This is a genomic window from Bacteroides sp. OF03-11BH, assembly GCF_003604005.1.
In the GTDB taxonomy this organism is placed as follows: domain Bacteria; phylum Bacteroidota; class Bacteroidia; order Bacteroidales; family Bacteroidaceae; genus Bacteroides; species Bacteroides ovatus.
Map to the genome: position 1 here is coordinate 1 of NZ_QTMW01000051.1, position 15,253 is coordinate 15,253.

At 41.5% G+C, this 15,253-nt stretch carries 12 protein-coding genes; 9 read left to right on the forward strand and 3 right to left on the reverse strand.

The window, feature by feature from the left end:
• Positions 1–167: 167 nt before the first annotated feature.
• The gene (locus tag DXA54_RS23755) at positions 168–1,133 is read right to left on the reverse strand and encodes a tyrosine-type DNA invertase cluster 3b (RefSeq protein WP_008648239.1); all 966 of its coding nucleotides are present in this window, start codon (positions 1,131–1,133) and stop codon (positions 168–170) included.
• 207 nt (positions 1,134–1,340) lie between these two features.
• Positions 1,341–2,312: a type I phosphomannose isomerase catalytic subunit gene (locus tag DXA54_RS23760; RefSeq protein ID WP_004297466.1), complete on the reverse strand. Its 972-nt coding sequence runs from the start codon at positions 2,310–2,312 to the stop codon at positions 1,341–1,343.
• 259 nt (positions 2,313–2,571) lie between these two features.
• Here DXA54_RS23760 and DXA54_RS23765 point away from each other — a divergent pair, with 259 nt between their 5' ends.
• The 5 genes from DXA54_RS23765 (at position 2,572) to DXA54_RS23785 (ending at position 8,333) form a co-directional block, all read left to right on the forward strand.
• Positions 2,572–3,669 (forward strand): aldose epimerase family protein, encoded by a 1,098-nt coding sequence (locus DXA54_RS23765; RefSeq protein ID WP_004307294.1) that lies wholly within the window; start codon positions 2,572–2,574, stop codon positions 3,667–3,669.
• Between the two features lie 51 nt (positions 3,670–3,720).
• Entirely contained in the window at positions 3,721–5,031 is a 1,311-nt protein-coding gene (locus DXA54_RS23770) for an MFS transporter (protein WP_004307295.1), read from the forward strand.
• Between the two features lie 50 nt (positions 5,032–5,081).
• Positions 5,082–6,236 (forward strand): galactokinase, encoded by a 1,155-nt coding sequence (gene galK, locus DXA54_RS23775; RefSeq protein ID WP_008648242.1) that lies wholly within the window; start codon positions 5,082–5,084, stop codon positions 6,234–6,236.
• Positions 6,237–6,494: 258 nt separating this feature from the next.
• Positions 6,495–7,646: an AAA family ATPase gene (locus DXA54_RS23780; RefSeq protein ID WP_243647679.1), complete on the forward strand. Its 1,152-nt coding sequence runs from the start codon at positions 6,495–6,497 to the stop codon at positions 7,644–7,646.
• Positions 7,647–7,652: 6 nt separating this feature from the next.
• A complete protein-coding gene (locus DXA54_RS23785; RefSeq protein ID WP_004307298.1) occupies positions 7,653–8,333 on the forward strand; it encodes an RloB family protein in 681 nt (226 codons plus the stop codon).
• A gap of 115 nt (positions 8,334–8,448) precedes the next feature.
• Here DXA54_RS23785 and DXA54_RS23790 read toward each other — a convergent pair whose 3' ends face one another.
• On the reverse strand, positions 8,449–10,431 hold the full coding sequence (locus tag DXA54_RS23790; RefSeq protein ID WP_008648244.1) for an alpha-L-arabinofuranosidase C-terminal domain-containing protein: 1,983 nt from the start codon (positions 10,429–10,431) through the stop codon (positions 8,449–8,451).
• Positions 10,432–10,807: 376 nt separating this feature from the next.
• Between DXA54_RS23790 and DXA54_RS23800 the strand changes: the two genes are divergently transcribed.
• From DXA54_RS23800 to DXA54_RS23815, 4 genes are all read left to right on the forward strand, one after another.
• On the forward strand, positions 10,808–11,947 hold the full coding sequence (locus DXA54_RS23800; protein ID WP_008648245.1) for an aldose epimerase family protein: 1,140 nt from the start codon (positions 10,808–10,810) through the stop codon (positions 11,945–11,947).
• A gap of 25 nt (positions 11,948–11,972) precedes the next feature.
• Positions 11,973–13,667, forward strand: a complete 1,695-nt coding sequence (locus DXA54_RS23805; protein WP_004297459.1) for a sodium:solute symporter — start codon at positions 11,973–11,975, stop codon at positions 13,665–13,667.
• Positions 13,668–13,803: 136 nt separating this feature from the next.
• Positions 13,804–14,520 (forward strand): NUDIX hydrolase, encoded by a 717-nt coding sequence (locus DXA54_RS23810; RefSeq protein ID WP_049703387.1) that lies wholly within the window; start codon positions 13,804–13,806, stop codon positions 14,518–14,520.
• Positions 14,521–14,525: 5 nt separating this feature from the next.
• Complete coding sequence (locus DXA54_RS23815) at positions 14,526–15,212, forward strand: L-ribulose-5-phosphate 4-epimerase (RefSeq protein WP_008648247.1); 687 nt, start codon at positions 14,526–14,528, stop codon at positions 15,210–15,212.
• Positions 15,213–15,253 lie beyond the last annotated feature (41 nt).

Sequence of the window (15,253 nt, forward strand, 5' to 3'; positions counted from 1 at the left end):
TTCAAATATTTCAAAGAACTCTTTTAGATTTTAATGGGACAACAATGATTTCAGATAAAACGAAAAAAAGTGGAAGAATATTTGCTTACTATTTATGTTTTTGTCTATCTTTGCGTCAAATTTAAGTTCCGTTACCTAAGAAGTAACACACACTTTAGTTCTGAATACTAATACTTTGCACTTTTCATCCTGCCTACACAACAGTTTTTAATGTAAGATAAATTCCCTTTATTTACCTCTGTACGTTCTTTAAGTCCAAAGCCTTTCAAATAGATTTGTGTGGTTTTTATAGATTTATGGCCCAATGATTCACTAATCATTTCAATAGGTACTCCCCGATACTTCGCTGTCGTTGCCCAAGAATGGCGAAGTGTGTAGGAAGTGACGGGAGATTGCAAATGCAAGGCTCTTGCCAAGTCCTTCAAACGATTATTGAATTGGCGGAGAGCGGACTGATATTCCCGGTACCCTCTTTCATCCAGACGCTTTTGATCGCCGCTAAGAATGTCAAACAGATAATCCGGACAATCGGGTTGTGCATCTTCCCTATTGCGAAGCTGGTTAATCATTTCCCTGGCTGTATCAAGTACTTCCACACTCATCGGGGTTTTAGTTTTGATACGGTTGTATCGCAACACATTCTGTTCCAAAGCTGATTTCTCCAGATGAGCTAAATCAGCAAACGACATTCCACAGAACTGAAACATCAGGGCAGCAATAGCTTGCGTACGACGCAAACGCTCCGACTTGGGATCCTCATACAGAAGCTTATGCAATTCGACAGCAGGCAGGGCCTTCTTCTGGCGAACATCGACACCCGTATAAACATCATGAAACAGTCGCGGCACATAAAGCGCAATGCCCGCTTCCACTCCCCGATTATAAATACTACGAAGCATACGCATATACGTAGAAATCGTGTTGGGCTTCAAGCCACACTCGTAAAGATACTGCCCGTAGCGTCGTAAACTTCCCCGGGTGACTTGCCTGAACGACACATTGAGCGTGCCGCAAAACTTGCTGAAAGAGAAGAGAGCATTCTTGTAGACATGCGCCGTAGAATAGCGTCCCTCCTTTCGCAAACGGCCGATGTAGAACTCTGCACATCGGCTAAATCCATTTTTGTTCCTCATTACATCACTAGTTATTTTATATATTATGCCATTTGGCTAGCGGCAAAAGAACGAATCTTTTTGTGTGTTCCAGATAAACTTTTTAATAAATATAGTTAAAGAGTTTTTTGCCGTTTTTATTCTATTAGTAATAAAAAAAGTCATCCGGCTTTGCCCATCATGAGGATGAAACAAAGTCGGATGACCTTCATTTTGTACGCTATTATCTTATACGTATGTTTCCAGCAATTTCACACTTCCTCCTTCGGGAGTGATAGTGACATCTTGCGTGGTAGCAGGCAACAGGATAGATTCTCCTGCACTGACAGTCAGTTCATTGCCTTCATTGTCTCTCATCTTGCAGGATCCTTCCATACAGATAAAGATCACGAATGAATCGAGTTCGGAATAGTCGCAACTGATTTCTTCAGTCATGTCATACAGAGAAGTCGTGAAGTAGGTGCAGGCAACCAGTTCTACCGGTTCGTCCTTCAGTGGTTCGTATTTAGTACGATAGTCATCCAACACTTCGTAGTTGATGGCTTCACGGGCTAAATCGGTGTGAAGTTCACGGGTTTTACCATTCGCATCTTTACGGTTGAAATCGTAGATACGATAAGTTATATCAGAAGTTTGCTGAATCTCGGCGATGAAAGAACCTGCCCCGATGCTGTGCACGCGTCCGGCAGGAAGGAAGAATACATCACCCGGATGAATTTCATATTCCTGCAATACGTCGGTAATCGTATTGTTCAACACGCGTTCTTTATATTCTTTCGGGGTAATCTGTTCAGAGAATCCTGAACGCAATTTAGCTCCTTTGTCGGCATCTACCACATACCACATCTCGGTTTTTCCCATTGAATTGTGGCGTTTCTTCGCCAACTCATCTGTTGGGTGTACCTGGATTGACAAATCCTGTTTGGCGTCGATGAACTTAATGAGCAGTGGGAATTTATTGCCGAAACGGGCATAATTCGCTTCACCAACCAGTTCCTCACGATACTTTCTTACCATATCGGCCAAGGTTAAACCTTTATCCGGGCCATTAGCCACTACGGATTCATTGTTCTCAACACCGGAAATCTCCCAGCTTTCTCCTACTCCTTTCAAGTCTGAATTCAAATGCTTGAACGGAATAATTTTGTCGCCCCCCCAAAGCGTCTGCTTCAGAATAGGTTCGAATTTTAATGGATACATTTTTGTTTTTCTTGTTATAAACTTAGATTAAATTCGCTCGGATTGTTACAATCCGGGAACAAACATACAAAAAATAGTTCAGTTTTTAAGAAAAGGAGGATGAAAATTCATTTAAGAAATCATCTTTTGTCCTTGCATCCAAAGAAGATGAAGTAATAAAGCTAAACTTTCCTAAAGCACCTGTCATATTTAGTCGGAATAATTTGTGAGTAAGAAAGAATTTCCCTTTATTTGCAGGAAATTTTTAATAATACCAGACATGAATAACACATTCCCAACAGAAGGGAATCTATCAGGGCTCAGCCGGAAAGATTTCCAAAAGGATATAAATGATAAGAAAACTGATTTATTTATCCTCAAAAACACAAAGGGAATGGAAGTAGCTGTAACCAATTACGGATGCGCCATTCTTTCTATCATGGTACCGGACAAAAACGGTAAGTATGCTAATGTAATCCTCGGACACGACAGCATCGACCACGTCATCAACAGCCCGGAACCTTTCCTAAGCACTACTATCGGACGCTACGGCAACCGTATCGCGAAAGGAAAATTCACCTTGTTCGGCGAAGAACATGAACTCACGATTAACAACGGACCTAACTCTCTGCATGGTGGACCTACCGGTTTCCACGCCCGTGTTTGGGATGCTGTCCAGATTGATGAGAGCACAGTGCAATTCAACTATGTTTCTGCTGACGGCGAAGAGGGATTCCCCGGCAATCTGGAAGTGGAAATGACTTACCGCCTGGAAAATGAAGTAAATGCACTGACTATCGAATACCGCGCTACCACCGACAAAGCTACAGTCGTTAACTTGACTAACCACGGTTTCTTCAACCTCGCCGGTATTTCCAACCCTACTCCTACCGTTAACAACCACATCGTTACGATCAACGCTGATTTCTATACGCCTATCGACGAAGTTTCTATCCCTACCGGTGAAATTGCCAAAGTAGAAGGTACTCCGATGGATTTCCGTGCTCCGCACACTGTAGGCGAACGTATCGACGACAAATTCCAGCAACTGATTTTCGGTGCAGGATATGACCACTGTTATGTACTGAACAAGATGGAAAGCGGTTCGCTCGACCTGGCTGCCACTTGCAAGGACCCGGAAAGCGGACGTATCATGGAAGTATATACCACCGAAGCGGGTGTACAACTCTATACGGGCAACTGGCTCAATGGATTTGAAGGTGCACACGGAGCTACATTCCCTGCCAGAAGCGCTATCTGCTTTGAAGCACAGTGTTTCCCGGATACTCCGAACAAACCTCATTTCCCATCGGCTACTTTGCTGCCGGGTGATGAATACCAACAGATCACTGTCTACAAATTTACGGTAGAAGAATAAGATTTGAAAAATAACTAACCTAATTTTATAAACTAACATTTTTTTTGAACCATGACACAAGAAAAAAAGAACGGTAAAATCATTGCAATCATTACGATGATTTTCCTTTTCGGTATGATTTCATTTGTTACCAACCTCGCTGCTCCTATGGGTATCGTGTTGAAAAACCAGTTCGACGTATCAAACGCGTTAGGTATGCTGGGAAATTTCGGAAACTTTATTGCTTATGCAGTAATGGGTATTCCGAGCGGTATCCTGTTGCAACGCGTGGGCTATAAGAAAACAGCACTTATCGCAGTAGCTATCGGTTTCATTGGCGTAGGTATCCAATTCTTATCCGGTCATTCCAGCCCGGAAATGGCATTTGCCGTTTATTTGATTGGTGCATTCGTAGCTGGTTTCTCCATGTGTTTGCTTAACACAGTTGTAAACCCGATGTTGAACAAACTGGGTGGTGAAGGTAACAAAGGTAACCAGCTTATCCAGGTAGGTGGATCTTTCAACTCTGTAATGGCTACCATTACTCCGATGTTTGTAGGTATCCTGATCGCCGGTTCTATCGAAAAAGCAACTATTTCACAGATATTTCCTGTGATGTACACTGCTATGGCTGTGTTCGCTTTTGCTTTCTTCGTACTTCTGTTTGTACAAATCCCCGAACCTAACGCCAATGCCGCAACAGAACCTATCGGCAAATTGATGAAGGGTGCTTTAAAGTTCCGTCATTTCATCTTGGGAGCTATCGCAATTTTTGTATATGTAGGTATTGAAGTAGGTGTACCGGGTACTTTGAATCTATTCCTGACAGACCCTGTAGAAAAAGGCGGAGCAGGTATCGCTTCTACGATTTCAGGTTTCGTGGTAGGAACTTATTGGTTCTTAATGTTGATCGGCCGTCTGGCCGGCGCATCACTCGGTGCTAAAATTTCCAGTAAAGCGATGCTTACGTTTACATCTGCACTGGGTTTGATTTTAGTATTCCTTGCTATCTTCTCTTCTACCGGAACATTGGTTAACCTGCCTGTACTTCAACAGAGTGCTACCGGCGGTTTGTCATTCGGTTTTGCAGAAGTACCTATCAACGCTATGTATTTGGTATTAGTAGGTCTTTGTACTTCTATCATGTGGGGTGGTATTTTCAACCTTGCAGTAGAAGGATTAGGAAAATATTTGGCTGCTGCTTCCGGTCTGTTTATGGTATTGGTTTGTGGTGGAGGTATCCTGCCCGTTATCCAGGGTTGGGTGGCTGACATCGCTGGTTTCATGCCTAGCTACTGGGTTATCATCGCGGCACTTGCTTACCTGTTGTTCTACGGCCTGGTAGGTTGCAAGAATGTAAATAAGGATATTCCTGTGGAATAATCACCATAGAATAGAATTCAATTTATTCACCTTTAAAATATATAAATATCATGGATACAGAATACGTAAGAAGTCGATTCATTAAACACTTTGACGGAACTACTGGATTTTTATATGCTTCTCCGGGCCGTATCAACCTGATCGGTGAACACACTGACTACAATGGTGGATTCGTATTTCCGGGAGCCGTAGACAAAGGCATGATTGCTGAAATCAAACCGAACGGTACTGACAAGGTTAGAGCTTACTCTATCGACTTGAAAGACTATGTAGAATTTGGCCTGAACGAAGAGGATGCTCCACGTGCCAGCTGGGCAAGATATATTTTCGGTGTATGCCGTGAAATGATTAAACGTGGCGTTGACGTGAAGGGATTCAATACTGCTTTCGCAGGTGATGTGCCTCTGGGTGCAGGTATGTCTTCTTCTGCCGCTTTGGAAAGTACGTATGCTTTCGCACTGAACGAACTGTTCGGTGAAAACAAAATAGATAAATTTGAATTGGCTAAAGTTGGCCAGGCTACAGAACATAATTACTGTGGTGTGAACTGCGGTATTATGGACCAGTTTGCTTCCGTATTCGGTAAAGCTGGTAGCTTGATCCGTCTGGATTGCCGTTCACTGGAGTATCAGTATTTCCCATTCCATCCGGAAGGTTATCGTCTGGTTCTGATGGATTCAGTTGTGAAACACGAATTGGCTTCTTCTGCTTATAACAAGCGTCGCCAAAGCTGTGAAGCTGCTGTTGCCGCTATCCAGAAAAAACATCCGCACGTAGAATTCCTGCGCGACTGTACAATGGCTATGCTAGAAGAAGCGAAAGCTGATATCAGCGCTGAAGACTATATGCGTGCAGAATATGTAATCGAAGAAATCCAACGTGTACTCGATGTTTGCGAGGCATTGGAAAAGGATGATTACGAAACTGTAGGTAAGAAGATGTACGAAACTCATCACGGCATGAGCAAGTTGTACGAAGTAAGCTGCGAAGAACTCGACTTCCTGAATGACTGCGCTAAAGAGTACGGTGTAACCGGTTCACGCGTTATGGGTGGCGGCTTCGGTGGTTGTACTATCAACCTTGTTAAGGATGAGTTGTACGATAACTTCGTTGAAAAAACAAAAGCTGCTTTCAAAGCTAAATTCGGCAGAAGCCCGAAAGTGTATGACGTAGTAATCGGTGACGGTTCTCGTAGACTGGAATAAGAATTTATTCGAAATTAAATAAATAAGAAGGGCGGCTTCCGTGATGGAAGCCGCCCTTACTTTTTACACGGCATAATAACACACAACCTCAACTCTACTCTCTTAAAATGAGAATTTCTCTCATTTTAAGAGAATTATCTAAAACTATTCGTATCTTTGTCATGTTCTATAGAATAGACAACTTAATATAAAAACAATATGATAATCAATTTTACAGTAGGCAACTATCGTTCGTTCAAAGACAAAAAGGTTTTGAGCATGGAAGCTACCGCTATTAAGGAATTGAATGAATCTGTTATAGAGAAAGAAGGATATAGACTACTTCCATCAGCTGTTATTTATGGAGCTAACTCAAGTGGAAAAAGTAATTTATTGAAGGCAATTGGTAGATTTAAAAAGATTATCAATTCTTCTTCTAAATTAAACTCTACAGACAAATTAAAAATTTCCCCTTTCTTATTAAATCAAGAAACAGCCAAAGAACCATCATTTTTTGAAATTGAACTATTACTAGATAACGTAGCATATAGATATGGTTTCACAGCAAATAATCAAAAAGTTTATGAAGAATGGCTATATACAAAAGAGGGAAAAGCGAAAAAGGAAAAATGCTTATTTGTTCGTACGGAAGAAGGAATCGGAATAGCTGACGATTATAATGAAGGTAAAGGTTTAGAAGAAAAGGTACGTGACAATGGACTATTTTTATCGACAATTGATTCTTTTAATGGTGAAATTGCAAAAAAAATCATTTACAAAATTGATAATTTTTGGATAATATCAGGCATTAACCATGAATCTTGGTCTGGATTTACAAATGATATGTGTAATATTGAAAATCCGGATCTTAGCTTTCAACAAGAGATTCAAGACTTCTTGAAATCTATGAATGTAGGGTTTAACAGATTTGAACTTCCTGAAGATGAAAAGTTGGCTAAAGAAATCAAAGCATACACCATACATAATTTGTATAATGAACAGGGAGAAGTCATTGGAGAAACCTGCTTCTCCATGAAAGAACATGAGTCATCGGGTACTAACAAACTATTCGATTTGGCCGCCTTAGTTATTAGTCAATTGATGTTAGGGGATCTACTGGTTGTAGACGAACTCGATTCGAAGCTTCACCCACTGCTAACTCAACATATTATTAAACTTTTTAATAACCCCAAAACAAATCCCAAGGGAGCTCAATTAATATTTGCTACCCACGACACTAATTTACTGAATGTAAAGACATTCCGTAGGGATCAGATTTGGTTTACGGAAAAAGATCATTCGGAAGCTACCGACCTCTATTCATTAGCAGAATTCAGAGAACCGGAAGGAAACAAAATTCGGAAAGACCGTAGTTTTGAAAAAGATTATATCAACGGACGTTATGGCGCAATTCCATATATTAAAGATTAATACACAATGAGTAGACTGCTGCCGAAACATCGGTTTGAGGAAATAAAAAGAGAACAAAGACAGGCAAAACTGGATAAAAGAAGAAAAGTAGCAATACGCAATGTATCTGTTAGTTTCCTTATCGTATGTGAAGGTGAAAGAACTGAACCTAACTATTTCAAGGCTTTAATAAAAGACCGTTATTCGGATATCCGTGAAGTTACAATTGAAGGTAAGGGACAAGGTACAGTCAGTCTTATCAAAGAAACCATAGCTATTCGTGATAAATCAAATAAAGAGTTTGACAGGGTATGGGCTGTTTTTGATAAAGATGACTTTAATGATTTCAATAACGCCATACAGCTTGCAAAAAAGAATCATATTCTTTGCGCATGGTCTAATGAGTCATTCGAACTTTGGTATTATCTACATTTTCAATATTTGGATACTGGCATATCCCGTTCTCAATACATTGAGAAAATAGAAAGGGAAATCCAAAATAGAACAAATGATTCAAACTACCGATATAAAAAGAAATCACCGGAAACTTTCGACATATTACAACGTATAGGAGATGAATCATTAGCTATCAAACATGCTCAACGCTTAAGAGAATCATTTTCGGGAACAGATTATGCAGCTCACAAACCTTGTACTACTGTATATGAGCTAGTAGAAGAACTAACTCATCCTGAAAAGTTATTATGATCATAACATAACTATACATCAAGAAGGGCGGCTTCCGTGATGGAAGCCGCCCTTACTTTTTACAATTAACAAAAATCTAAAACCTATTGATCTAATAACATCTAATTAGTTCTACTTATTTCTTCGTAAATTTATATACTGCAAACGTAGTGGGTTCCAATTCGGTAGTAAACACATTGCCTTCAATAGATACCGGAGTTTCCTGCGGAACGATGGCAAAAGGTTGTTCAAGTGTATTATCCTTATCCAAATCAAGCGAACGAAGTTTGATACAACGACCATTAGACAGTACATCTTGTTTCTTCAATCCTTCAAAATTCAAGGAAATCGGTTGAGCTGTGGCGGAGGTATTGGCAACCTTTACAATCAGTTCATTCTTATCCTTATCGTAAACAGCACTGGCAAAGAGTCCGTTCTGCCCTTCGGCTCCCGTTACATTTTTCTTATTCATGGTAAGGGGAAGCACATTTGTTCCTTTATTCTGCGCATACAGTTGTTGTACATAATAGCTAGTGGTACGCACAGAGTTCAGGTTATCGAACCAAATCATATCAGGACGCCATTGCCATCCTTCCACATGAGCGAAAAGCGGAGCATAGGTAGCCATGTGAACGATGTCAGCATTACGTTCCAATCCGGTCATAAAAGCAGCCTCTAGCAAAGCAGCATGGTAATGATTCCATTTCTTTCCTTTTCCATGGCAGGCATATTCACCGGCAAATACTTTCGGACCTTTACGGTCGTAGTTGTCATAGCGGGCGCCTTGAGCCAGAAACCAGCTTTCAGGACGATAGAAATGTTCGTCCACCAAATCAACTTTCAGACGTTTCATTTCAGGCCACAGATAATCAAAATCTTTTCCTTCGGAATTCGGACCGGAGCTACCTACTATTTTGATTTCCGGGTGAGCTTTACGAATGGCTTTGATAAACGGTTCGAGACGTTCGGGATATTCTTTCCCCCATTGTTCGTTACCGATACCGATAAACTTCAGGTTAAACGGAGCAGGATGTCCCATATCGGCACGTACTTTTCCCCACGTAGTATTCACGTCTCCATTAGCAAACTCAATCAGGTCGAGTGCATCCTGAATATAGTTATCCAAATCACAAACTGCTACGTGAGCTTTCGGATCATTATTCTGATATTGGCAGGAAAGTCCGCAATTCAGAATCGGCAGAGGTGCCGCACCCATTTCTTCAGACAGCAGGAAATATTCGTAGAATCCCAATCCATAGCTTTGATAATAATCAGGGAAGAATCGGTGAGTAAAAGTATACTGCCAACGATTTTCATTTAAGGGACGGTTCTCTACCGGGCCAACTGATTTTTTCCAGTCGTAACGAGTCTCCAGGTCGGTACCTTCTACGATACAACCACCGGGAAAGCGGAAGACTCCGGGATGAATATCCGCCAATGCTTGTGCCAAATCTTTACGAAGCCCATTTTCATGTCCTTTCCAGGTATCAACCGGAAAAAGGGAGACGTGCTCCAAATCTACTGTTCCTTTGGAGGTAAGGAAAATACGGAGTACGGATTTCGGATGAGTACTGCCGGGCTTCAAGATCATCTGGTATTTTTTCCAGTCCTTAGAATCAATCGTAAGATTCCCTGCAACAAGTGCCTGACGTTCGCCCATTGATTGGGTATCTACAAGTTCGATTCTCAATGTTTCTTTCGTACTTCCTTGCGGCAAACGCGCCCAAACAGAGAAACGATACTCCTCTCCCTTCTTGACACCGATGCCGAAGAAACCTTCGTTATCCAATCCGGTATGCTTATGTGCGTGTCCGGGGTCGGAAAGGCGCACATAATGCGGATTACGCTCAAAAGGACCATCGTTCATTAATGACACTTTTCCATACGTTTTCCATCCCATCAGGTGTTGTGGAAACTCAAAGGAACGATTCTTCACCAGTTCGGCATAAAGTCCGCCGTCGGCAGCGTAGTTGATGTCCTCAAAAAAGAGTCCATACATAGTAGGTTGGATTTCTGCACCCAGCTTCTTCGTCTGTATCACCAACTCATTGGTTTGCGCATGAAGGGCAAGGTTAGTAGACAAGGCTAATACTGCCAATAAATTTGCGTATCTTCTCATGGTTCTCAATAAAAAAATTATATATAGTTAAAATGCAAAGATAATCAGATTCTCTATTTTCTCCGTACCCAAATTTATCATTAATAGGTGTTTATCGGTCAAAAAGGATCAAATTCCATTCATTTGCACAATTTTCCATCCGCATCTGATATTTATAATACGAAACCAGATTAAAAAGCACCTATTTGCACGCTCTATTATATGAAAAACAAACGGATGGAAAGCGTACATTTATATATAATAAGGTGTATGGAAAATCATAAAATACACCATTTATGCTGCACAACATATAAGAGTGTATTTGATACACCAAACGAAAGTGTTACTTTTACACCCAAAATAAGATAAGCATCTCATTTACATTAAAAATAAAACCATGAAAAAACATTTTCTACTTGCAGGATTTGCCGCGCTGATGCTGGCTGCGTGCAATAACAAGCCGGCTTCCGAGCTGACCTTGTCCGGTCTCGACCCGGTAAAATTTCAAACAGAAGTGAACAATGCCCAAACAGCTCTTTATACCTTAAAGAACAAGGCAGGTATGGAAGTATGCATCACTAACTTCGGAGGACGTATCGTGTCTGTCATGGTACCCGATAAGAACGGTAAGATGCAGGATGTAGTTTTAGGTTTTGACAGCATTGCTGACTATATTAATGTACCCAGCGACTTTGGTGCTTCTATCGGACGCTATGCAAACCGTATCAACCAGGGACGTTTCGCATTGGACGGTGATACCATCCAACTGCCGCAAAACAATTTCGGCCACTGCCTGCATGGAGGTCCGAAAGGTTGGCAATACAAAGTTTATGAAGCTAATCTGATTGATCCGACAACGTTGGAACTGACACTTGTCTCACCGGACGGAGACGAAAACTTCCCGGGGAATGTAACAGCTAAAGTGACCTATAAACTAACTGAAGACAACGCTATCGACATCAAATATAGCGCAACTACCGATAAAAAGACGATCATCAATATGACCAACCATTCTTACTTCAATCTGGCTGGTGATCCGTCAAAAGCTTCAACTGACAACATACTGTATGTGAACGCAGACTATTATACTCCGGTAGACAGTACTTTTATGACTACAGGCGAAATCGCTCCGGTAAAAGACACTCCGATGGACTTCACCACTCCGAAAGCGGTAGGCAAAGAGATCAACAATTATGATTTCGTTCAACTGAAGAACGGAAAAGGGTATGACCACAACTGGGTGCTCAACACTAAGGGAGATCTTTCTCAAGTAGCAGCCAAACTAACTTCACCTGAAAGCGGCATCACTCTGGAAGTATATACCAACGAACCGGGTATACAGGTTTATACCGGTAACTTCCTCGATGGAACGGTAACCGGCAAAAAAGGTATCGTTTATAACCAGCGTGCTTCTGTTTGTCTGGAGACACAACACTATCCTGACAGTCCTAACAAGGCAGACTGGCCTTCTGTTGTACTGGAACCGGGACAAACTTATAATAGCGAATGTATTTTCAAATTCTCTGTAGAGAAATAATATTAACTTATAAATCATATTTATTGTGGAAGCATTAGATTGGCTAGTAATCGGAGTCTTTTTTCTGGCTCTGATCGGTATTATTGTTTGGGTAGTCAGACAAAAACAAAATGACTCGGCGGATTATTTTTTGGGTGGACGCGACGCAACATGGCTTGCAATCGGTGCCTCTATCTTTGCATCAAACATTGGTTCGGAACATTTGATCGGACTGGCAGGAGCCGGAGCATCCAGTGGTATGGCTATGGCACACTGGGAAATCCAGGGATGGATGATCTTGATTTTGGGATGGGTATTCGTTCCTTTCTATACACGAAGCATGGTATATACAATGCCGGAATTCCTGGAGCGTCGTTATAATCCTCAATCACGTACTATTTTATCTGTTATTTCTCTTGTAAGTTATGTATTGACCAAAGTAGCCGTAACTGTTTATGCCGGTGGCCTCGTATTCCAACAAGTATTCGGTATCAAAGAGCTTTGGGGAATTGATTTCTTCTGGATTGCAGCTATCGGTCTGGTAGTGTTAACTGCGCTTTATACTATCTTCGGTGGTATGAAATCAGTTCTTTACACTTCTGTTCTTCAAACCCCTATCCTACTGCTAGGATCATTAATAATTCTAGTGCTCGGTTTCAAAGAATTAGGTGGATGGGACGAGATGATGAGAGTCTGCGGCGCTGTTACTGTAAATGATTACGGTGATACAATGACTAACCTGATTCGTAGCAACGATGATGCAAACTTCCCTTGGTTGGGTGCTTTGATCGGTTCGGCTATTATCGGTTTCTGGTACTGGTGTACCGACCAGTTCATCGTACAACGTGTACTTTCAGGTAAAAATGAAATGGAAGCTCGTCGTGGTACTATTTTCGGTGCTTATCTGAAACTGCTACCCGTATTCCTTTTCTTGATTCCTGGTATGATTGCATTTGCATTACATCAAAAATATATCGGTGCCGGTGGTGAAGGTTTCTTACCGATGCTGGCTAACGGAACAGCAAATGCTGATGCCGCCTTCCCGACATTAGTAGCCAAATTACTTCCTGCGGGCGTGAAAGGTTTGGTAGTATGTGGTATTCTTGCCGCTTTGATGAGTTCCCTTGCATCTCTGTTTAACTCATCAGCCATGTTGTTTACTATCGACTTTTACAAACGTTTCAAACCGGAAACTCCGGAAAAGAAGCTGGTGGGTATCGGTCAGATTGCAACAATTGTAATCGTTGTTTTAGGTATTCTTTGGATTCCTATCATGCGTAGTGTAGGTGATGTACTTTATACTTACTTGCAGGATGTTCAGTCTGTATTGGCACCAGGTATCGCTGCCGCTTTCTTACTGGGGATCTGCTGGAAACGTACTTCCGCCCAGGGTGGTATGTGGGGATTGATCTCCGGCATGGTAATCGGGTTGACCCGCCTCGGCGCAAAAGTATATTATAGCAACGCAGGTGAAGTAGCTGATTCTACATTCAAATATTTGTTCTATGACATGAACTGGTTATTCTTCTGTGGATGGATGTTCCTGTTCTGTATTATTGTAGTAATCGTAGTCAGTCTGGCAACAGAAGCTCCAACTGCAGAAAAGATTCAGGGACTAGTATTCGGTACGGCTACTAAGGAACAAAAAGCCGCTACACGTGCAAGCTGGAATCACTGGGATATTATTCATACGGTAATTATTCTGGCCATTACTGCTGCTTTCTACTGGTATTTCTGGTAAAAATAAGCTTCTCTTTCAACCCTCCTCTTGGGGAAGGGTTGAAAGAGAAGCCTGAAAATAGTCTTATCTACGGAAAGACTGTTTTATTATAACTAAAATCACAATCTAAATGGATAAAGATAATTCACAAGAGCCAATGATAACCTCTAATTCCCCCTCTTTGGAAAAGGGGCGGGAAAAGGTTTATTATAGCTCGAATCCGGCCTTCTATGTCGGCATAGACTGTATCATTTTCGGTTTCTACGAAGGGGAAATCAGCCTGTTATTGTTAAAGAGAAACTTCGAGCCGGCAATGGGTGAATGGTCACTGATGGGAGGATTTGTACAAAACAATGAAAGTGTGGATGATGCCGCTAAACGTGTATTGCATGAGCTTACCGGACTGGAAAACGTTTACATGGAACAGGTGGGAGCTTTTGGAGCTATCGATCGCGATCCGGGTGAACGGGTTATCTCCGTGGCTTATTATGCATTGATTAACATCAATGAGTATGACCGGAAACAGGTTCAGAAACACAATGCTTACTGGGTGAATATAAATGAACTTCCCCCGCTTATCTTCGACCATCCTGAAATGGTAGAAAAAGCACGGGAACTGATGAAACAGAAAGCATCTGTAGAGCCCATCGGTTTCAATCTATTGCCGAAGCTATTTACATTATCCCAATTACAAAGTTTATATGAAGCCATTTACGGTGAAACAATGGATAAACGGAATTTCCGTAAAAGAGTAGCTGAAATGGATTATATAGAAAAGACTGATAAAATTGACAAACTGGGTTCGAAACGTGGTGCTGCCTTATATAAGTTCAATAGCAAGGCTTACCGCAAGGACCCGAAATTTAAATTATAATCATTATGCTGGAAGAACTAAAAGAAAAAGTATTTCATGCCAATCTCGAATTGGTAAAGCATGGATTAGTCATCTTTACTTGGGGAAATGTTTCTGCTATCGACCGTGAAAGCGGATTGGTAGTAATCAAACCCAGTGGTGTAAGTTATGATGATATGAAAGCCGAAGATATGGTAGTAGTGGATCTGGATGGCAAGGTCGTTGAAGGACGGCTGAAGCCATCTTCAGACACCCCTACTCATGTAGTGCTTTACAAAGCATTTCCGGAGATCGGAGGAGTGGTACATACGCACTCTACCTATGCTACAGCCTGGGCACAAGCCGGATGTGACATTCCGAATATCGGAACCACTCATGCAGATTATTTCCATGATGCCATTCCCTGCACAGCGGATATGACAGAAGCGGAAGTGAAAGGCGCTTACGAGCTGGAAACCGGTAATGTGATAGTGAAACGTTTTGAAGGCTTGAACCCTGTACATACACCGGGAGTATTGGTGAAAAATCATGGTCCTTTCTCTTGGGGAAAAGACGCGTACGATGCCGTACACAATGCTGTGGTTATGGAACAGGTAGCTAAAATGGCAAGTATCGCTTATGCGGTGAATCCCAATTTAACAATGAATCCGCTGCTGATAGAAAAACATTTCAGCCGCAAGCATGGTCCGAATGCTTATTACGGACAGAAATAATTAAAAATTAAAGATTAAAAATTAGAACAATAACAATTAAA